The 19874-nt window shown below is 62.0% G+C and carries 24 protein-coding genes and 1 pseudogene; 16 read left to right on the forward strand and 9 right to left on the reverse strand.

The annotated features are described in order from the left end of the window. Window positions 1-46: 46 nt before the first annotated feature. Window positions 47-274 (forward strand): hypothetical protein, encoded by a 228-nt coding sequence (locus ACVWZM_RS01435; RefSeq protein WP_141340145.1) that lies wholly within the window; start codon window positions 47-49, stop codon window positions 272-274. Between the two features lie 10 nt (window positions 275-284). Here ACVWZM_RS01435 and ACVWZM_RS01440 read toward each other — a convergent pair whose 3' ends face one another. The 4 genes from ACVWZM_RS01440 to ACVWZM_RS01455 form a co-directional block, all read right to left on the reverse strand. Then, window positions 285-1226 (reverse strand): hypothetical protein, encoded by a 942-nt coding sequence (locus ACVWZM_RS01440; protein ID WP_456851537.1) that lies wholly within the window; start codon window positions 1224-1226, stop codon window positions 285-287. 228 nt (window positions 1227-1454) lie between these two features. Further along, a complete protein-coding gene (locus tag ACVWZM_RS01445) occupies window positions 1455-1757 on the reverse strand; it encodes a hypothetical protein (RefSeq protein WP_063790084.1) in 303 nt (100 codons plus the stop codon). 59 nt (window positions 1758-1816) lie between these two features. Then, window positions 1817-2302, reverse strand: a complete 486-nt coding sequence (locus ACVWZM_RS01450; protein WP_316398792.1) for a helix-turn-helix domain-containing protein — start codon at window positions 2300-2302, stop codon at window positions 1817-1819. A gap of 402 nt (window positions 2303-2704) precedes the next feature. Further along, entirely contained in the window at window positions 2705-3115 is a 411-nt protein-coding gene (locus ACVWZM_RS01455; RefSeq protein WP_233475606.1) for a helix-turn-helix domain-containing protein, read from the reverse strand. Between the two features lie 235 nt (window positions 3116-3350). Between ACVWZM_RS01455 and ACVWZM_RS01460 the strand changes: the two genes are divergently transcribed. From ACVWZM_RS01460 to ACVWZM_RS01470, 3 genes are all read left to right on the forward strand, one after another. Then, window positions 3351-3602, forward strand: a complete 252-nt coding sequence (locus ACVWZM_RS01460) for a hypothetical protein (RefSeq protein WP_456851539.1) — start codon at window positions 3351-3353, stop codon at window positions 3600-3602. Between the two features lie 338 nt (window positions 3603-3940). After that, window positions 3941-4108, forward strand: coding sequence for a hypothetical protein (locus tag ACVWZM_RS01465; protein WP_456851541.1), 168 nt, complete (start codon window positions 3941-3943; stop codon window positions 4106-4108). A 1-nt stretch (window position 4109) separates the two neighbouring features. Then, entirely contained in the window at window positions 4110-4340 is a 231-nt protein-coding gene (locus ACVWZM_RS01470) for a helix-turn-helix transcriptional regulator (protein ID WP_316398789.1), read from the forward strand. A 107-nt stretch (window positions 4341-4447) separates the two neighbouring features. Here ACVWZM_RS01470 and ACVWZM_RS01475 read toward each other — a convergent pair whose 3' ends face one another. Continuing rightward, window positions 4448-4933, reverse strand: coding sequence for a DUF992 domain-containing protein (locus ACVWZM_RS01475; RefSeq protein WP_256527889.1), 486 nt, complete (start codon window positions 4931-4933; stop codon window positions 4448-4450). Window positions 4934-5359: 426 nt separating this feature from the next. Here ACVWZM_RS01475 and ACVWZM_RS01480 point away from each other — a divergent pair, with 426 nt between their 5' ends. After that, complete coding sequence (locus tag ACVWZM_RS01480; RefSeq protein WP_456851543.1) at window positions 5360-6142, forward strand: hypothetical protein; 783 nt, start codon at window positions 5360-5362, stop codon at window positions 6140-6142. A gap of 735 nt (window positions 6143-6877) precedes the next feature. Here ACVWZM_RS01480 and ACVWZM_RS01485 read toward each other — a convergent pair. The 3 genes from ACVWZM_RS01485 to ACVWZM_RS01495 all read right to left on the reverse strand — a co-directional run bounded on the left by ACVWZM_RS01485 (window position 6878) and on the right by ACVWZM_RS01495 (window position 8868). Then, window positions 6878-7267 (reverse strand): cupin domain-containing protein, encoded by a 390-nt coding sequence (locus tag ACVWZM_RS01485; protein WP_316398787.1) that lies wholly within the window; start codon window positions 7265-7267, stop codon window positions 6878-6880. Between the two features lie 62 nt (window positions 7268-7329). Next, window positions 7330-8082 carry an SDR family oxidoreductase gene (locus tag ACVWZM_RS01490; protein WP_456851545.1) on the reverse strand — a complete coding sequence of 251 codons (753 nt, stop codon included), beginning with the start codon at window positions 8080-8082 and terminating at the stop codon, window positions 7330-7332. Between the two features lie 207 nt (window positions 8083-8289). After that, window positions 8290-8868 carry a hypothetical protein gene (locus tag ACVWZM_RS01495; RefSeq protein ID WP_456851547.1) on the reverse strand — a complete coding sequence of 193 codons (579 nt, stop codon included), beginning with the start codon at window positions 8866-8868 and terminating at the stop codon, window positions 8290-8292. A gap of 483 nt (window positions 8869-9351) precedes the next feature. On the opposite strand from ACVWZM_RS01495, the gene ACVWZM_RS01500 reads away from it, so the two are divergent. Continuing rightward, window positions 9352-10215: a catalase gene (locus tag ACVWZM_RS01500; protein ID WP_456851549.1), complete on the forward strand. Its 864-nt coding sequence runs from the start codon at window positions 9352-9354 to the stop codon at window positions 10213-10215. A 5-nt stretch (window positions 10216-10220) separates the two neighbouring features. Here the strand turns inward: ACVWZM_RS01500 and ACVWZM_RS01505 are convergent, their stop codons facing one another. After that, complete coding sequence (locus ACVWZM_RS01505; RefSeq protein ID WP_456851551.1) at window positions 10221-10907, reverse strand: helix-turn-helix domain-containing protein; 687 nt, start codon at window positions 10905-10907, stop codon at window positions 10221-10223. Between the two features lie 572 nt (window positions 10908-11479). Between ACVWZM_RS01505 and ACVWZM_RS01510 the strand changes: the two genes are divergently transcribed. From ACVWZM_RS01510 to ACVWZM_RS01555, 10 genes and pseudogenes are all read left to right on the forward strand, one after another. Beyond that, the gene (locus ACVWZM_RS01510) at window positions 11480-12433 is read left to right on the forward strand and encodes a helix-turn-helix transcriptional regulator (RefSeq protein ID WP_456848452.1); all 954 of its coding nucleotides are present in this window, start codon (window positions 11480-11482) and stop codon (window positions 12431-12433) included. A 56-nt stretch (window positions 12434-12489) separates the two neighbouring features. Continuing rightward, on the forward strand, window positions 12490-13164 hold the full coding sequence (locus ACVWZM_RS01515; protein ID WP_456851553.1) for an SDR family NAD(P)-dependent oxidoreductase: 675 nt from the start codon (window positions 12490-12492) through the stop codon (window positions 13162-13164). A gap of 212 nt (window positions 13165-13376) precedes the next feature. Further along, the gene (locus ACVWZM_RS01520) at window positions 13377-13640 is read left to right on the forward strand and encodes a hypothetical protein (protein ID WP_316398780.1); all 264 of its coding nucleotides are present in this window, start codon (window positions 13377-13379) and stop codon (window positions 13638-13640) included. A gap of 97 nt (window positions 13641-13737) precedes the next feature. Then, window positions 13738-14040: a hypothetical protein gene (locus ACVWZM_RS01525; RefSeq protein ID WP_456848448.1), complete on the forward strand. Its 303-nt coding sequence runs from the start codon at window positions 13738-13740 to the stop codon at window positions 14038-14040. 112 nt (window positions 14041-14152) lie between these two features. Further along, window positions 14153-15370: an NAD(P)/FAD-dependent oxidoreductase gene (locus ACVWZM_RS01530; protein ID WP_456851555.1), complete on the forward strand. Its 1218-nt coding sequence runs from the start codon at window positions 14153-14155 to the stop codon at window positions 15368-15370. Between the two features lie 94 nt (window positions 15371-15464). Then, the gene (locus tag ACVWZM_RS01535) at window positions 15465-16379 is read left to right on the forward strand and encodes an MBL fold metallo-hydrolase (RefSeq protein ID WP_456851557.1); all 915 of its coding nucleotides are present in this window, start codon (window positions 15465-15467) and stop codon (window positions 16377-16379) included. Window positions 16380-16449: 70 nt separating this feature from the next. Beyond that, a complete protein-coding gene (locus ACVWZM_RS01540; protein WP_456851559.1) occupies window positions 16450-17250 on the forward strand; it encodes an acetoacetate decarboxylase in 801 nt (266 codons plus the stop codon). 29 nt (window positions 17251-17279) lie between these two features. Next, window positions 17280-18455 carry a DUF3734 domain-containing protein gene (locus ACVWZM_RS01545; protein ID WP_456851561.1) on the forward strand — a complete coding sequence of 392 codons (1176 nt, stop codon included), beginning with the start codon at window positions 17280-17282 and terminating at the stop codon, window positions 18453-18455. 27 nt (window positions 18456-18482) lie between these two features. Next, complete coding sequence (locus ACVWZM_RS01550) at window positions 18483-18887, forward strand: hypothetical protein (protein ID WP_456851563.1); 405 nt, start codon at window positions 18483-18485, stop codon at window positions 18885-18887. 12 nt (window positions 18888-18899) lie between these two features. Beyond that, window positions 18900-19680: pseudogene (locus ACVWZM_RS01555) on the forward strand (3-hydroxybutyrate dehydrogenase). The last annotated feature ends 194 nt before the right edge of the window (window positions 19681-19874 follow it).

Here is a 19874-nt window from a genome sequence, read left to right on the forward strand (position 1 = left end):
CCGCACCTGATTGATTGAAGAAATCGTGTAGCGGTGATCGCATCGAATGCGCGCAACCCACTATGCAGAATCTGACGCGCGCGTTCTGTTTTCCCGACTGTGGCCAAGTTGCCGCAGCGAAAGCATCGGCGCGCAGTCGGTGTTGAGCGCCAATGGTCTCTCGGTGTCAGGCGAGCAGGCTGACGAATATGCAAATTCTGACAATCCGGTGGTGTCGAGCGATGACCGGGCGCTCCTGGCCTGGTTCAACCTTGCCGAAACTCCGTCATGCTGACCCGGAAGCCCTAGTTGCGTGCGAAATAGAGCGGCGTCCTGAGCGTGATCTGGTAAGCAGGCTTTGGTACCCACATGATCTGCGCGGTCACGCCAAACAGTCGGTTGTCATTGTCGTCCATCCGGTCAAGGTCCAGTCGCACGATCGGCTGGGTAAAGGAGGAGACCGACGCGCGGCCCAAGAGCTCGGCGCCGCCGAAAACCTGCACGCCCGCGCGGCTCGTAAGCTTCCAATTGTTCGGCCATTGGTAGTAACCGCCGACATAGCCCATGATATCGGAATGGATGGTCGCGAGTTGACTGCCGATGACAACCCGTGTGTCCTGCACACCCGCGAGCAACCCACGAGTCTCGTCCTGGTCGAACGCATAGTCGAACTCGAAAACATTTGTAAAACTCGTGGTAGCAAACGGTCCATTCGGAATCGTCTGGGTAATGGTCGATTGCCAACTCAGGGTCGGAATCGAGCCGCCGTTCTGATTGTAGAGATCGGCCTGAAATCCAAGATTCCAGCTCGTAATCGCCACGGACGACCAGCCGGTCATCGGAGTGCTGGTCGAGCTGGCTGATACGCCGGCATAGAGCGAGACATTATCGTTCACGTCGATCGTCATGGGAAGATCGACCACGACGCTCTGGGCGCCCGGCATCGCCGCACCGCCCGCAATCGCAGCCAGGCTGCCGGCGTTCGAGATGGCAGCGGATTGCAACGCCGCGAGCAAGGACGAATTGCCGAAGCCGACCGCCAGCGCACCGGCGGGCACCCTCGCGTAGGTGGTTCTCATGTCCAGGTAGACGTTCGGCGCGCTCGACACCCCGTTCGCAGAATCATCGTCTTCATCTCCAGCACGGGCAATTCCGCTGGAGAGGCAAATCAAGACGGCCAGCACCAATCCCGGGAAACCAACGCAATTGCGCGCGTTCAGCGCTCCAACCTTCCCCGTAACCTGCAAAACACTCTCCTCGAACGGGGTCCTTATCGGCGATGTCTGACAGTAGTGATGCGGCCAAGCTGATCGATCGAGGGAGCGACAGTCACTATCTCGGTCATCGCCCACCATGCGCCATCCGGTGAACCCGGCACATTCCGGGAAAAGATCGTTGAAACGATATCGGCAATTCGTCGGAACGGTCTATGCAAATTCTGCCAATGCACGGGCGCACCGTATCGCGGCAGGCTCCTACGGCAGATCCGGCTCCTTGGTGTCCTCGAATAAGGCCGGTTCGCCCAACGGCGGTTCGGACGTTTCCGCAAGCCAATGGTGAATGACCGCCGAAGGTATCGCCCGTCGCGGTGTGCAGGGGTTGATGGTGCCCGCGGTCACGATGTATCCTTGCTCGAACTTCTGGCGGGCAAACCTCTGGGCGTCGAGTTCTGTCGGAAAGCTCTCACTCTGTCTCGGCTGTCGTTGCGTGGATGTCTTGCGCATCCTTTTCGGCACCTCGAACGAAACATACCAGGCCTTCGTCAGGTCAATCGACACGGCGCCCTTCCGGTTGGTTTTCCCTGCGGGTTCGCCTCGTCTCGGCTAGCCCGCTGTAGCTATACGCTTTCGACATCACGATCTTGAGTCGCGTCCATCACGCCCGCGCTGAAAGCCCTCGACAAAGGATTCTGGTAATCGATCCTGGCGTTGCGCAGTCCAGCTCTGCCACCGTGCGACATATCGCTGTCCCGGCCCGCCGCTCGAAGCGTCTGCGAAGGGCTCTCGCCGAACAGCTTGCGATACTCAACCGAAAACCGTCCAAGCTCGAAAAAGCCGAAGCAGATCGCAATTTCCGTCACCTTTGCTGTCTCGCCGTCCACCGCGAGAAGTGCCTGCCTCGCCTGATTCAGTCGGAGCACACGAATTCGACGGCACGGCGACTGGCCGTAAACGCTCCTGAACGCTTTTCGTAGAGTACGCTGGCTCACTGAGAGCCGGTGGCATATCGCGGGGATGCGAGGCGTTTCTTCAACGTTCCCCGCAGCGATGGCCTCGGCCCGCGCGACAAGAACGCGATATCGATCGCTGGCACCGCCAATCATTGGTCGGTGCCTTTCGATCGCATCCAAAAAGCCGATGAAGTGAGGAAGGTACCCCGAATATGGGCACGCAACCCGTTTGCATGGCCCCCTGACTGACCGCTTCGCGCGGATGTGCAGATCAGATCGGCAATGGCAATAGGAGCGGCGCAGTACATAATAATTGACCTCAACGTCTGGCTTTACCTCTGCATCTCGCGTCTTTCAGCGCGAAGCGTCTTGCCATTTCGCGCCAATCATTGATGCATGGTCTTCCGGGCCGCCTTGCCGCCGAAAAAACACAGCTCGAATACTGGTAATATGCTAGCGCGACGCTCGTTCGCGGGGCGATGCGGGGCCGCTACCTGCGTCGTGGCCTTGCGTTTTCGCGCCTTCCGCGTCCACTCAGTGCAAGCCGCCCATGCGCTAACTTTTGCTGGCGCGGGCCTTGCCATTCCCTTTGGCGGCCTGCTGCTGCCGATATGCAATCGGCGGCATTTTCATCAAACGCGCAAAGCTTCGGCTGAAACTGCTCGCTCCGGTGTAGCCAAGACGTAAGGCGATGTCCGAAATGCGCTCGTTGGACTCCGCAAGGAGGCGGCAGGCCGTATCGAGGCGGACTTCGGTGACCAATTCGCTGTAACTTGTCCCCATACCAGCGAGGTGTCGCTGCAATGAGCGCACGCTCACGCCCAGTTGGCGCGCAGTGCACTGCACAGATGCGTCATCCTGACGCAGCAACACCGAAATCGCCGCGCGGACAGAGTGTCGGGATGGCGAAGAGACGGGTTTCATGTGCACGTCATGAAAGATTGCAAGCGTGATCTCCTTACTCAAACCGCTGCTTACGATCTTCTTATAATGTGATCGAATTGGTAGGCCCGTCTGGCCATGAGCCGCCTAAATTGCAATTCTGGCATTAAGATCAATTGCACACGTCCCAGCCTCGCATGCACCGCTGCGACGCGACACCCAATGCACCCGGCGAGCAAATCTCGAGATCGCTCCTCATAGTGCCGCGACGACAAAGTACGACCGTAAAAATGAACGCCGGAGGCAGGAGACGAGCAACATGAGCGGAATTCCCCTAACCCGCTGCCAATTCGTGATTCCGTTTGCAGACATTCATAACGAGCTGGGAGCTCCCACTGCGACGCTCCTGTCGAAATTTGGTCTCCCGACAGCGCTGCAAGAAAAAGCCGATCATTATGTTCCGATATTGCCTGCCATATTGTTTGCACAAGCCGCGCAGAGATCGCAGGGCATCACGGATATTGGCTTTCCCCGCTTCGCGGCGGCTGCAGTTCTGCCACCGGAGCGATAAGCTGCGAACCATCATCAGCTACTCTCCGACGCTGTACGTCGCCCTGCAGCAAGTGTGCAAATGGGCATCGCTCGAAGACACGAACCTGTACATGTGGCTGGAGCGCCGCGATGATCGTGTAAGAATTTGCAGCAAGCTGGGCGGGACTGCCGGCATGCTCCATCTTGAACACTCACAATGGCTGCAGAACGTCTTTGTCGTCCACATCGTTCGACAGTTAGCCGGATCGGAGTGGACTCCCTCAACGATGGCCTTCGAGGCAAATTATGCGCCAGGCTCGGAGGCTCGGGCATTCTGGCCGAATACGCGCTTTCTGTCTTGCCAGGAAGCCTCCTGGATTGATGCACCCGTTGCGCCTCTGGACCTCCAGCCTGACACACAATAAGGTGCCGAATCTCTCCGAGGACGAGCCTCAGCCGTTCGCCGACGAATTTGTCCGCGCACTTAAGCTGATGCTGCCTTCTTACCTGGATGAGGGAATCCCGGCGGTCGCGAAAAATCGCTGAGATGGCCGGCACGAGCGTCAGGAGTTTTCAACGCAAACTCTCGAACGTCGGCCTGACATATTCGAGCTTGCTCGAATTGATCCGTTTTGAGAATACCGCCAAGCTGCTATGTGAGACGGACGCCAAGATCATCGAAATCGCGTTTTCTTCCGGCTATGCCGATCCGACGCATTTTCCGCGTGCATTTCGCCGTATTTCCGGCGCTGCGCCACGCGAATTTCGGGAGAAATGAAGACCGCCGTAGGCGCAGGCGCAAGCTCGCTATGAAAAGTGCCTCACGCGTGCTCGTCAATGTCGAGCAATTCGGGTCTGCACGAGCGGCGGTCGGACGGCGGCGCGTCAATAGATCGGACGCAGTTGGAGCCCGGAAAGGCCGAGGGTCACATTGACGGCTACCGAGCCCTCTACCGAAACGGGCTGCAACGCAAATGACCGCCCCGAGCCACCGACAAGAACGTTGACGCCGGCGCCTAAACCGAGGCCGATGTCGCCTGACGCCCCGACATATTCGCCGGCGAGGGCACCGGGCGGAGGGCCTGCCGTCGGGGCAAGGACCGCCCAGGCGAGTGCGCCGCCGGCTGAAACGCCGATATCGATTCCGACGGTATTGAGGGCGCCTTCATAGAGTTGAGTCGGCAATGGCGGGTTCTGTGTAAAGCGACATGACATCGATTGATGGCCAAATATGACAAACCCGACGCTAGGGTCGAGCTTGCAAGCCAGCATGCCGATCTGGGTCCACGATGCCTGTTGGGCGCCTGCGGAGGACACAGAGCCGGACCATGCGCAGAGAACGCAGAGGACGGCCAGAATTGGTGCACGCATTCGCTTCCCGATCATCTCGCAAAGACTAGTTAATCGCGGGCCGGCGCTTGGTCCTGACCGCGTTCTGTTTTCGTAGAGGAGCATGTGAGAGCCGACGAGGCTATGCAAAATCGGACAGCCGAACCCGTCGTCAGGCCTTTCTGTCGCGTCGATCCGACGCGGTTTGCGACATCAGAAGCTTGGACCTCAGTTACTTTTTGAAGACGGCGTTACTTGCGAAACCGCGCGAAAGCTATTTGCAAGAACATCCCAACACCTGACGCATGTCGGGCCGTCAGCTCAATGCGCGCCGGGCCATGCTGAAAACGTCGTAACTGGACCGCCCTCCATTTCTGCCGATTTTGCACAGGCGGCCAGTTTTGCGCTGTCTAGGGTCCGCACCGACCAACCTGCCGGACGCTTCCGGCCGATCGTAAGGAGAACGAGATGCGTAACAAGAAGGCCTGCAGATTTGCATGGCATTGCTGGCGGCGACATTGGTGCTCGACACCGGGACCGCGTGCTACGCACGGAGACCTGAAGACGATCGGCACGCCTTCTGCTGCACAAGCCCAAATTGTGCCATCGCTCATCGTTCTCAATTCGCGGGGCGCAACGTTGCAGGGCGATAGCCTTGTCCTCACAGGGATCACGCCGAACTCGATCATATTCGCTGACCGACCTGTGCGCGCCGCGGGCCATCAGCTCACGGCTGATATCATTGCGGACTGGGGCGCGGGCAAGGACAGCTTTGCCAGCGATCCTCCGCACGCGACCGTTTCGGCTTTCAACAGCAAGGACGGCTCCGTCAAGGACGCTGTCGTCGTCCTGAAGAATCCGAAGCTGGACGGGGACGAGCTGATCTTCACCGTTCAGACACTCGAGCGCGATCTCACCGGCGCGGACGGCGCAGCCTCGATCTTCATCGATATCATCGGCCGCCCTTTACAACGCTTTCCTTTGCGGGCGTCACGCGGCGCACGGCATACCGGGGCGCAATGTATGCCGGTGCTGCTGCTATCGGAGCTGCCGCCGTCGGAGCCGCCTACGCCCGGCCCCATTGCGGCTATCATCCCTATCCTCCTTGTTACTGAACAGGTCTCGCGCCGGGCGGCGCCTAGCGGCCGCCCGTGGAAGGACCAGCGATCACTCTGCGTGTCAGCAGCCGCCCCTTTTGGCCTTCACATTGGCACAGTTCGCGGAACCGCGTCGTTGACGCGTCCCTCTTAGCTAGTGTCCCGAATCCAAAGTTCGCATCATTTGCCGCACCTTCGGAGCGAACTTCGGATTCGATAAGGACACTAGCAAACCTATGATTCTAGTGTGCTTTATGAGTGCGAAGTTCGTGAAAGCAGTTGCCGCGAATACCCTGCAGCACAACCGACGACTGATAGGGTTTTGTATGAAAGCTTATCAGTGAAAGATCGCCCATTAGTCAGGAAAGCCAAATTACCTTTCAAATGCCCGTCACTCTTTTCTAGCTTTCAATCAATCACCGCCGAAACGATCGCGTCCGATAGCTCTTTTCGGAAGCTACCGAAGCGGTGTCAAGCGAGAGCCCTAACGGGCTCAAGGAGCGTTGCTCTCCGAAGGTAAAGGTCACACGTTCGAATCGTGTCGGGTGCGCCAACTATCCTTATCGTCCAAAATGATGCGCGGGTTCTATCTCGATCTACAGCGCGCACGGGATTGTCTGAGTAAGCAACCTGATCAAAATCGCCGCTGCTAGGCGACGCCGATCGGGCCGAACTGCGAGTCGTCTGGTGCACGCCCTGATCGGAGTATGGACAGGCTGTCTGTTCTCCCGTCACAAGCCAACTTCAGCCGACTAGGCCAAGTCCCCTCCACGTCTAGGTGTAGGCATCTGAGCAGGCGACGCCAGTGTTCCGTAAGGGCAACAAGCTGACCATGCGGGGCAGCAAACAACGGGCGCAGCGCCAGTGGCGTACTTGGGTTGCATCTAGATCACTTTGCGGGCACGAGCGCCGGGGCGCCCTTGTCCTTGATCAGGAGCACCAGGAATTTCGCCGGCTGAGTGGCGCTCGCGTTCCGGTCGACGACATGAACGTCGGCAGGGCCTTCATAGAAGGACTGTCCCGGCGTCAGTGTCACCTCTTGTCCGCCCTTCAGCTGCATCACGACGGAGCCTTCCAGCACGTAAACAAACGCATGTGCATTGTGCCGATGGATGGCGCTCGAGCCGCCGGGTGCATGCTCGACCGAGATCATCAGAGCTTCGCGGCCGGGACTCTCCGCAAGGTCCTTGGACATCAGTGGCGTGACCTTCGGCTGCTGAGCCACCGCCGTGCCGGCCGTGAGGCACAGAAGAATCAATGCCGCGAGTTTGATCGTCATGGTCGCCTCCTTAGTTCGCCCGGGATCCGCCCCTGAGAGACCGGGCGTACCTCCCGTGGAGATCAGGCCGCTGCCTTTGAGCGGCGGATCCATTCGTCCAAACCGATGCGGCCGAGGCGCGCCTCGCCGAGCGGCACGAGCGAGTGCTCGCTGACCCGGCCGCCCCAGTATCGGGCCTCGGGATCGCTCACGACCTCGCGCGGATCGCCAACCGCCTTGAGATAGCGGGCGATGATTTCGTTGAACGGGGCGCGTTCCGGCCCTGCGATCTCGACGAAGCCGCCACGCGGCGGCGCGAGTGCCACATCGGCAACGATGGCGGCAACGTCGTCCGACGCGATCGGCTGGAACAGGATGGGCGGGAGCCTGACTTTGTTGCCGTCCACGCTTGAATCGGCGATGCCGCCGAGGAACTCCATGAACTGCGTTGCGCGGACGATGGTGTACGTGATGCTGGAGGTCTCGATCAGTTTCTCCTGGGCGACCTTGGCGCGGAAATAGCCGTTGTCGGTCCGGTCGGTCGCGACGATCGACAGGGCGACATGGTGCCGGACGTTCGCTGCGGCCTCGGCCGCGAGAAGGTTGCGGCCGGAGGTCTCGAAGAATTCCAGCACCGCCTTGTCTTCGAATGAGGGCGAGTTGGCGAGGTCGATCACCACCTGCGTGCCCGCCATGGCCTCCTTGAGTCCTTCGCCGGTGATGGTGTTGATACCGCTTCGGGGCGAGGCGGCCACGACCTCGTGCCCGCCTTGGCGCAGATTGGCGACGGTCTTCGAACCGATCAGGCCGGTACCGCCGATCACAACGATCTTCATGGTGATCCTCCGTTGTCGTTAGACGTGCTCAGGTTCTAGCTTCAAGGGATCATGAGCGCATCACTCTACGGTCGTTCGAGCGATGTTGGGGCGGGCGAGAAGCGAGATAAACTCACCCGGCCGCATTCAACGATACCATACGCGAGGCTTTGCCGGCGGTCCGTGATCGGTCAACGGGGTTGATCGATCTGCAGCCGCCCGAACGACTCATTTGCGCGTTGAGAGGGAGCGTGTGCCCCAGGCTGCCGGGTTCAGGTCTTGTTGGGGACGCATGTCGGCGGCGGCCGACGCCGGGCGGTAGCGCCGGATCGCGCCGATGATCACGACCACGAAGGATACCAGCACGATACCTTGGACGATGGCGAACGGCGGCTCGGCCGGCGGCACGCTTGGGGCCAGCGCATGCAATGCCGGCACTTTCAGGAAGGACTGAATCACCAGCACGAAGACGTTGAGATACAGCGAGAGGAGCGCAGTGAGCACGTAGATCCAGCGCCAAGATCCGGCGAGCCTCCGGCCGTAAAGCCCAAAACAGGCGATCCCCAGCAGAACCAGCGAGAGGATGGAAATCATGTGGGACGGCAACAACTTATCGATCAGCAGCGGGGGAATCAGAAGCCCCGAAGCGCTGGTCAGGATGGTGGATGCAAGGAAAACGGCGGTGAGGTTCGGCATCCGCTTCGAGCCGAGCATCCCGAACATCACGACCAGGCCCGCCCCGATTGCAACCAGGCTGATGATCACGTGGACTATCGTGAACGTCGCCAAGCTCATACCCAGCATCATGATGCGCCTCCGAATTCGATCCAAGCCATTGTCGCCTCCATCTGTTTCGTAGCCCCACCGTTTAACGGATCGAGCGTACGCGTGCCCCAGAGGGATTGAGGCGGTTGTAGAGATATTGCTGCTTAGTGGACGCCCTCGACAATTTCCGGGAGTTATGCGTACGCGAGGGTCCGCAGCGGACGCTGCAAGTGACCGGGTGCGATCGAATCCGGGCAGCCAGGCCGGGGCCGCTAACCGGTGCAGCCGATAGGCGGACGCGCAAGAAAGGCAGCAATCGCTCTACAGCCAGGGCAATCGCTCTGGCGCGGCGGCACCATCGGTCCGCTAAATCATCTCCGTGCCCATATTGACGCACGGATGAAAGATGATCCGAAAAGCATCATCGTACCCCGCAAGCCGCGCCACAGACGCGGTAACGGCCGGCCCGGGCAGCACTACCCGCCCGCGTGAGCGGCCCGAACCTAGCTTCAGGTCGAAACTGCCGTGACCAAGCGTTCAGCAAAACGACCGACAGGTTTTACGGAGGGCCGATGCGTCCGCGGGACGTATATTCCCTCGGATCGGGCGGCGGAGATCACCAGATCGCTGAGCTTCACCAGCCCATCGCGCGTGCTGGCGCAATTCTCCGCGGACGATGGTTTTCCCGGCACGGCGGCTGCCGAGAGCGGAGTGCTGCGGCACTTTGCTTTCAGGCTCGGAGACGTTGACGGGCGTTCCGACATTCTCACGCAGAGCGCCCCGATACACGATGCGAGAATGCTCGAACATATGCTGCCTTTCGTAGACACGCGCATGTCCAATGGCGGGCCGGGCGCGAAGAGCAACGCTTTAACCTCCGCCAATCGTGAAAAGCCGCGTCAAGCGAACTTTCCCACCGCCGGGGGCCAGCGAGGGAGCTTTGCCCGCACCATCTTCTGGGGCGTCCACGCGTTTCCTGCGACGAATGTCAGAGGCGAAACACGGTTCATCAAATTCAAGGTCGAGCCGGTCGGCGGGGAGGTCATGCTGTCCGAGGACGAAGCTAGGACAAAGTCCGCCGACGTCTGGAACGATGACCTCGAGTTGCGGATCGCGGCACGCGATGTCCGCTTTAGCGTGATGGCGGTGCTCGATTGTCCCGGCGACCCGATCATGGACGTCACAATCCGCTGGCCGGACGAGGACAAGCGCGAAGCGGTGCGGCTGGGCACGATCGTCATCACCGGTTTGGAGACGAATGAGGTGTGGAACGGGCTGGCCTTCGATCCGGCAAATCTTGCCGAAGGCATCGGGCATCCGCCGGACGAGGTATTTGCGGCCCGCTGCGCCGCCTACGCCGCATCATGGACCCGGGGGGCGCTGACCTGACTTTCTCATGCTTCTGCTTCCGTCGAACCCAGTTTTTTGCGGCGCCACGTGCCGGGACTCACACCGACGGCGGACGAAAACACCCGCGTGAAATGACTTCGATTGGCGAAGCCGGCGGATATCGCGATTTCCGATAGCGGCAACTCGCGAATGGCCATCAACTGCTTGGCCACCTTGACGCGCTGCCGAAGCAGACACCGGTGTGGCGGCAGACCGGTGGAGACACGGAACGCGCGGGAGAAATAGCTGACCGAGAGGTCGAACTCGGCCGCGATCTGCTGCAGCGAAACCGTTCCTGCGAGATTGGCTTCGAGCCTTTCGCAAGCTCGCCGGACCTGCCACGGAGCAAGGGCGCCGCGTGCGGGCTTGCTGACATGCAGGCCACCATAGGCCTCGGCGACGTGCACCGTGAGCGCAAGCATCATGTGATCGACGAAAAGCTGGTTCGCTTCGGATGGCCGGCGCAATGCCTGCATGAGCGAAGCCCCGATATTGCGAACGATTTTGTCGCGGAAGCCGGTGCCGAACTGGCAGTCGAGTTGGCCCACGCGCCGCGCGCCGGCCTCTTGCGCGACACCGTTAAGCGCCAGCGCCGGCAGGTAGAAGTGAAGGGAGTGGAACGGCCTTTCGATCACGAAGCGCGGATTGTACTTCAGGTCGTAAAGGTACGTCGTGCCCGCCTTCAAACGCACTTGCCCCGCTCCAATATTCGCAGTTGGGATAGTCGCGAAGTTTCAAGCTGACGATGTACGCGTCTTCGAGGGGAATTTCGCCGCAGAGACCGTGAACGGGATTGTCGTCCCGAGTTTCGGTGACGGCGACGTTGACACCTCGGATGGACCGAGTGGTCAGCGATGACGGTGCCTCTCGAAGGCGAAGAAATTCGCTGTACTTCTGACCGTGGAAGCCACTCTGCGCCATGGGCCGGTCCTGCTGGCCGTGCCGGGCGGCGGATGTCGTCATCCCCGCACGGTGCGTGGACTATCGGACGCCAGAAAGCGGTCGTCCAGCTTTCGTCGAAGCTTCACTGCCCTCTCCGACACGCAAGAACGTCAGTGGTGCTGACCATCTCATGTGCGGCGCCTCGTGCACGGACCATGGCCCGGTGCGGCAACGGAATGCGATTTCGGGCGCCTGACAGCACATCGGCGGTTCAGCATTGGACAATCCGGGGCGAATTTGGGCAAGACGCCGCATCGGACTGCGGCTAGAACGGATAGCTCGAAAGCTCGATCCGGGTGCGCCTCAACGACGAGGACGGTCCATGAGCAGTCCACGCTTGAAAGATACTTCGCACAATCAGCGGGACGCGACTCCGGCACCGCCGCGCGATTTTCCGATCGGCGAGCAGCGCCCGCACGCCGACGAGGAAATGACGCGCGTGCTGAAGATGGCGCCGCTGCAGATGGCATCGGATCCGTCCAGCGGCGTGATCACCTTCTGGAGGCATGATCCCCTGCACGACGTGGTCAAGCCGATGGTCGATCATGTGATCATGGCTTTTCCCGCCGAGCCGGTTCGATTCGAACGCCGCGACGGAAAAGCGTTTTTGAACGGAATGACGCGTCCCGGGACCGTAACGGTCATTCCGGCGGGTTCATCCTCGCGCTGGGATATCTACCAGCCCTTGAGCGTCGTCCACCTCTACCTTCCGCAGACAACGCTAGAACGCGTTGCCCACGAAGCCGGAACGGCCGCTCCCGGCGACCTTGTGGAACGAACGGCGCATCCCGACCCCATTACAGCCCGATTGCTGCTGAGCGCGGCGGACGCCCTGGAAGGCTGCGCCGCGCTGGATTCGTTGTTCAGGCACCAACTGAGCGATCTTCTGGCCACGCGATTGCTCGCCGCGCACGCCGGCTCGCCGGCAACGTTCCAGCCGGTCATCGGCGGGCTGTCGCCCAAGGTACTCAGTCGCGCCATCGAACGTCTGCGTTCGGATAGCGATGCGGACGTCTCGCTTGCGGCGCTTGCTGCCGACGCCGGCTTGTCGCGCTTCCACTTCTGCCGCGCCTTCAAAGAAAGCACCGGGCTCTCGCCGCATGCCTGGCTGCGGCAGCGCCGGCTCGAGCAAGCCATGAACATGCTGCGCGATACCGACGTGTCGGTCGTCTCGGTCGCAGCCGCGCTCGGTTATTCCACCCAGACCGCCTTCGCCGCAGCGTTCAGGAAACTGACCGGCGAAACCCCCAGCGATTGGCGGAGACGCATATCGTGATGGTTTCGGCGACCGTGGTTTAACGTTTCAAGTACAGCGTCGAAAGGAGAGAGGCAATGAAGACATTTCTTAGCATCGGCGCGGGCCCGGGGATGGGTTTCGCGACCGCCGAACGGTTCGCCAAAGAAGGTTTCCAGGTGGTTTTGGCCGCCCGCAGTCTCGCCAGGACCAAAGAGCTGGCCGAGAGATTGACAAGAAAAGGATACAAGGCGGACGCACGACGGGTAGACTCAAGCGATCCGAATGGCATCGCGGAGCTGGTCGCTGAAGTTCAGAAACAGCGCGGCTCGATCGACGTCCTGCACTACAACGCCGCATCCGCGCGCAGGGCGGCTCTGTCTGAACAGCCTCGCGATAGCTTCAACGAGGATCTCGCCGTGAACATCGGAGGAGCGCTCGTGGCAGCGCAGGCTGTCGCTCCGATGATGGAAGAGCAAGGATCGGGTGCGATCCTGTTGACGGGAGGCGGCTTCGCACTCGCTCCCAGCGCGGACTTTCTTTCGATCAGCATCGGCAAGGCCGGCATTCGCGCCCTGGCCCACGCACTTTTCGAGCCGCTCCGGGACAAGGGAATTCACGTCGCGACGGTGACCGTCTGCACCCTCGTGTCTCCGGAATCGAAGGAGGCCTCGGCGGTGGCCGAGCAGTTCTGGCATCTCTACAGCCAGCCCAAGGACTCCTGGACCGTCGAAACCAGCTACGCCCCTGCGGCACATGAAAATGCTGCGTGATACGGACGAGACGTCCTCCTAACGCAGCCGCACTGGGGCCGTTCCTCGCCGGCCACATTCGTCACAGGAGGTGACCGCAATCCCGAGCGATTGCCGCACCCGCATGAGTTGGCAGCAATCGCTCTACAGGTAGGGCAATCGCTCTGGGGCGACCGCAGCTCAGATACGCTAGATCATCGCAATGCCCACATCCAACCGGATGGAGAAGAAAGATGATCCGCAAGAGCACCGTCGATTCCCGTGCGATCGCACTGCATTTTTCGAACTGGTCCACAATTTCCGTCTTCGCCAGCAAGACGGCCGAGACCGTATCCGACTTCGCCGTCGTGGTGCGCAACCTGGTCATGGACATTCGCGACAGCTACCGGCCCGAGCTGCACTACATGCGCGGCCCCGGCCCCAAGTGGCGCGCCAAACATCAGCCCTGGCTGGCGTTCGACGCTGTCCCGAGCGACCGGCGCAAACGCGTTCACTAGCAGCAATCGCGCGACAGGTACGGCCATCCCTCTGGGGCAGCGCTACGCGGGGCGGACTAGACCATCACCGTCCAACGAACGCCATTGGAGATCGACGATGATCCGGAAAACCTTCGTCAACCAGCTTGCAATCACATCGCGCCGGCGCGGCCTTGCCAAAGCGGTCGTGTACGGACTTTCGCTGTCCGTGCGCTTCACCTCGGCAACCGGCGAAGAGGTGGAGATCCCGGTGCAATCCCTGCAGAGAACCTATACCGCGATCTCCATCACGACTCGGGACCGCCCTTGGCTGCCCTACCAGGATTGGGTTCTGGGCTCGGCTCAGCCCGTCGTTCTTCGACAAGGCTGGTCGCTGAAGTCTCCGATGTCCGCGCGCTCGCCGGAGTGCCTCCCCCCATAACGGGCTGACGCCCTCGTTTAACGCCTTCGCGTCGTCGTCGATCGCCGCCCTTGGTGAAGGGTGGCGGCGGTAGCGCGCGGACTTTCGGAAGTCCAAACCAAGGAGCAAAGACATGAGATTAGTCATCATCGGCGCCGGCTTCGCCGGCATGTACGCCGCCCTCTCCGCCGCCCGCCTGCGCGACATCCGGGGCGTTTCGCCGGAAGAGCTCGAGATCGCGCTGGTTTCGCCGGAACCGACGCTCGTCGTGCGCCCCCGGCTGTACGAGCCGAAGCCCGAGACCCTGACGGCGCCGCTGCTCGATGTCCTCAACGCCATCGACGTCAACTACGTGCAGGGCAGCGCCGAGACGATCGACACCAAGTCCCGCTCGGTGCAGATCGCAACTGGCAAAGGACCCCGGAAGACGCTGTCCTACGACCGCTTGGTCGTAGCCACCGGCAGCAAACTGTTCCGTCCGAAGATTCCGGGCCTCGCCGAGCACGGGTTTGCCGTCGACTCGCTCGATGACGCGGTGGCGCTCGACAAGCACCTGAAAGGCCTCGCCAAGCGGCCGGCTGTGAACGGCCGCGACACCGTCGTCGTGGCGGGCGGCGGTTTCACAGGCATCGAGGCCGCAACCGAAATGCCGGCGCGGCTGCGCGAGATCTTCGGCAAAGGGGCCAAGCCGCGCGTCATCATCGTCGACCGCAATCCTGCGATCGCCCCCGACATGGGCGAAGGGCCCCGCCCCGTCATCGAGGACGCCTTGCGCAAGCTCGGCGTGGAAACCCGGCTCGGCGCCGGAGTCGCCTCGCTCGACGAGTCCGGCGTCACGCTCTCCAGCGGCGAGCACATCGAAAGCGAGACCGTGATCTGGGCAGCCGGTATTCGCGCCGCGCCCTTGACCCAGCAGATCCCCGCCGAACGCGACAATTTCGGCCGGCTGCTGGTCGACCGCGATCTGCGCGTGCCGGGAGTTGACGGCGTCTTCGCCACCGGCGACGCCGCGCGCGCCGCCTGCGACAGCGACGGCAATTACGCGCTGATGTCCTGCCAGCACGCCACGCGGATGGGCGCGTTCGCAGGCAACAACGCTACCGCGGAGCTGCTGGGGGTACCGACCAAACGCTACCACCAGGAGGGTTACGTGACCTGCCTGGACCTTGGCGAGGCCGGTGCGCTCTTCACGACTGGCTGGGAACGCAAGGTGGCCATGGTTGGCGACGTAGCCAAGAAGACCAAGCAGGAGATCAACACCGTTTGGATTTATCCGCCGAAGGCCCAGCGCGCCGCCGCGCTCGCCTCGGCGGATCCGGAGCGTGTGACCGACGTGACTGGCTTCCTCTAGACCCCTTCGCGCGAAACGGGTCGCGCTCCGTGCTGGCTGCGCGGCCTGCTCCAGTGAAACCAGCCAGCAGCCATACTTGAAACGGGAGACGAACATGAACCTGCACATGACTTCACCCTCCGCTGGACCAAAGGTCGACGAGTTGGTCCCGTCGCGCTACGCGCTGACGATCGGCAACATCGACGTGATGGTGGTCAGCGACGGCGTGCTGCTATTGCCGGGTGCGATGCTGGCCCACAACGCCGAACCGGCGGTGCGGGCGGCCTGGCTGAAGGAGAATTTCCTGCCGCCGGACGCGTTCGATTGGGCGCTGAACGTGGTCGTGGTGAAGAGTGGCGGCCGGACCATCCTCGTCGACGCCGGGGTGGGGACGGAGTTTCCGGACCTGGAGAAGGCCGGGCACGTGATCCCTCGGCTCGAGGCAGCCGGTGTCGAGCTCACGTCCGTGACCGATGTGGTGCTGACGCACATGCACATGGATCACATCGGCGGACTACTCATGGACTGTGTGAAGGAGGCGCTGCGTCCTGACCTTCGCATCCACGTGGCGGCTGCCGAGGTCAAGTTCTGGGAGGATCCCGATTTCTCCAAGGTCGCCATGCCGGACGGATTTCCGGACGCGCTTCGCAAGACGGCCAAGAAGTTCGCGGCTGAGTATCGCGACCAGTTGCGGACGTTCGAGGATGAGTGCGAGGTCGCCCCTGGCGTGCTCGTCACGCGTACAGGTGGCCACACGCCGGGGCACAGCATCGTTCGCGTGACGTCCGGCGGCGAGCAACTGACATTCGCCGGCGACCTTGTCTTCACGGTCGGGTTCGAGCACCCCGACTGGTTCAACGGCTTCGAGCACGACCCCGAGGAAGCGGTTCGCGTTCGTATCAAGCTGTTGCGGGAAGTGGCTGAAACCGGCGGTCTGCTGGTGGCCACGCACATGCCGTTCCCATCCATCGGACATGTGGCGGTTGCGGGCAATGCTTTCCGCTGGGTGCCGGCCGTCTGGGACTACTGACCGCTATCGGGCCGCGCTTCGACGGCGGGGCGCGGCCCTTTCACCTGGATCAATCTGGAGCTCGACGACGATGAAACTTGAGACCGTGCGCGCGAGCGCGTTCGCCACGCCGCTGACGAACCCGGCCTTTCCGCCCGGCCCCTACCGGTTCGCCAACCGCGAATACTTCATCATCCAATACCGCACCGATCCGGAGGCATTGCGCCGCATCGTGCCCGAGCCGCTGGAAGTGACCGAGCCGGTGGTGAACTACGAATTCATCCGGATGCCCGACTCCACCGGGTTCGGCGACTACACCGAAAGCGGCCAGGTCATCCCCGTGTCGTTTCGCGGCCAGGCAGGCGGCTTCGTCCACCAGATGTTCCTCAACGATCATCCACCGATCGCCGGCGGGCGCGAGTTGTGGGGCTTTCCCAAGAAGCTGGCGCAGCCGAAGCTCGCCGTCGAGATCGACACGCTGGTCGGCACGCTGAACTACGGCTCGGTGCGCATCGCCACCGGCACCATGGGCTACAAGCATCGCGCCCTCGATATCGAAGCCGAAGCGAAAAAACTCGCTGCGCCGAATTTCCTGCTCAAGATCATCCCGCATGTCGACGGCACCGCGCGCATCTGCGAGCTGGTCCGCTACCACTGCGAGGATATCGCCGTGAAGGGCGCGTGGACCGGGCCGGCTGCGCTCGACCTCTACTCGCATGCGCTTGCGCCCGTCGCCGAGCTGCCGGTGCTGCAGGTGCTGTCGGCCAAGCACGTCGTTGCCGATCTTACGCTCGGGCTAGGCGCCGTGGTCCACGACTATCTCAGTCCGGCCGTGGTGGCGCGCTCGCGGGAGACCGTTTCCGAAATCCCGATCGGAGCCGACGCCGGTTGAACCGTCAACACCATCCAAGGAGCCCTGCAATGTTGAACGTGATGCGCGAACAGACCCATCCGGTAGCGCAGCAGACCCGGTCGCTGCCCTACGACGTCGTGGCGTTGGTCCTGCAGGGCGGCGGCGCGCTCGGCGCCTATCAGGCCGGCGTCTATGAGGGCTTGCATGAGGCCGGGATCCGGCCGAACTGGCTGGCCGGCATTTCGATCGGCGCACTCAACGCTGCCATCATCGCCGGCGCCCCGGAAGAAGAGCGCGTGGAACGGCTGCGCGAGTTTTGGGAGATCATCTGCGCCCAGTCGATCGAATGGCCGGCGGGAGAAGGACTGGCCAATGCCCTGCCTTTTGCCTTCGACATACACTCGATCCGCAGTGCGCTGGCGGCGATGCGGGCCCTGGTTCAGGGTCAGCCGGGCTTCTTTCGGCCGCGCTTCCCTTCCCCGCTTTTCTCGCCGTTCTCTGGCGATGCGGCGACCAGCTTCTACGACACCGCGCCCCTGCACCGGACGCTGGAGAGGCTCGTCGATTTCGACCGGCTGAATTCCGGCGAGGTGCGCGTCAGCGTCGGCGCGGTCAACGTCCGCACCGGCAACCTGACGTATTTCGACACCGCCGAACGCCGGCTCTGCCCGAAACACTTCATGGCCTCGGGCGCCCTGCCGCCTGGGTTTCCTGCCGTCGAGATCGAAGGCGAGCACTACTGGGATGGCGGGGTGGTCTCCAACACCCCCTTGTCACGCGTGCTGTCCGGCGAGCCGCGGGACACTCTGACGTTCCAGATCGACCTTTGGTCGGCCAGAGGCCGCGTTCCCTACGACATGATGGAGGTGTCGAGCCGTCAGAAGGACATTCAATATTCGAGCCGCACGCGCGCTGTCACCGACCAGGCGCTGCGCATGCAGAAAATGCGTCAGGTGCTGCAGCGGGTGATCGAGCGACTGCCCGAGGCCGCAAAAAGGGATCCGGAAATCCGCGCGATCGCGGATATGGCCCGCCATCGCTCCCACAACATCATCCACCTGATCTACCAGACCAAGCTCCACGAAGGTCATTCGAGGGACTACGAATTCGGACTGAGCGCGATGCGCGCCCACTGGCAGAGCGGGTTGGAAGACATCCGCCGCACGCTTGCGAACGGACGGCGCCTCGATCCGCCGCCGCCCGAGCTCGGCATCGTCACCCACGACATCCATCGCCGCGATTGATCGTCGCCCTTTGATCAGGAGAACACCATGCCGACCCTCTCCGACGCTCCCGAGCAGAACGTCACGACGGAGCTTCGTCTACCGCCGGGGCGATCTGCGCCGGCACGTTCCGGCGCCGCCTCGTGGACGATCATCCTGGTGCTCGTCCTGCTCCTGGTGGCCACCGATTTCGTCGCCTACGTCAGCTGGACCCTTGCTGACGGGATCGAGGTTTCGGCAACCGGCTACGTCGCCATGGCTGCCGGCGTGCTGTTCTCGCTCGTCGTCGGATGCGGGCTCACGGCCCTCATCTTCTGCAGCAGTCGGAACGGGTACGACAAACCTCCCGTGCTGATCGGCTCGGACGCGAGTCAGAAGCGAACGAATCGACCGACGATTGAATTGCAGGCCATTCGGACGGACCGCAAGCGTCCACTGCAAGATCGACGTTGAAAGGAATCTGCCATGTTGAAGGGCAAAGTAGCCATCGTCACTGGATCGACCAGTGGCATCGGACTTGGAATCGCCAGGGAGCTCGCCAGGCTCGGTGCCGATATCGTGCTCAACGGTTTCGGCGACGCGAATGAGATCGAAAACATCCGCAGCGGCATGGAGCGCGATCACGGCGTGCGCTGCATCTACGATGGCGCCGACATGTCGAAGGGCGAGTCCCTGCGGGGATTGATCCATGCGACCGTCGAAAAAAAATTCGGACGTCTTGACATCCTCGTCAACAATGCCGGCATCCAGTTTACCGCACCGGTTGATGATTCCCGGCCGCCAAGTGGCAGGCCATCCTCGATATCTGTCGGCGGCATTCCATGGAATCTCGGCCGCCGTGCCGCAGATGAAGCAGCAGCGTTGGGGGCGGGTTGTCAACATCGCCTCTGCGCACGGCCTCGTCGCCTCGACCCACAAAGCTGCCTACGTGGCCGCCAAGCACGGCCTCGTCGGCCTCACCAAGGTCGTCGGCCTCGAGACCGCCGGAAGCGGCGTGACCTGCAACGCGGTCTGCCCCGGCTGGGTGCGAACGCCCCTGGTCGAGAAGCAGATCAGCGACATCGCCACGCAGCGGGGCATCAGTCAGAAGCAAGCTACCGAGGAGCTTCTCGCGGAGAAGCAACCGTCCCTTGATTTCGCATCTCCCGAGCAACTTGGCGGCACCGTCGCCTTCCTGTGCTCGGCCGCGGCAGACCAGATCACAGGCACGGCAATCTCCGTCGATGGCGGTTGGACCGCGCGATAGGCGCGAGTGAACCGGCACGGGCTTCAAACATAGCGGGACCTGCCCACGCAGCAGCATTCCAGCGTGAAGATGCGCTTCGCGCTTCTCCGCCGACAATAGCCCTTTTTTGGAAACTCATGATGAACGTGGATCCATCAAGATGTTGATAACCATCCTCGCAATGGTCAGCACAAGTATCTTCGCGGCGCATGCTA

This window comes from Bradyrhizobium sp. USDA 4501, from assembly GCF_054062115.1.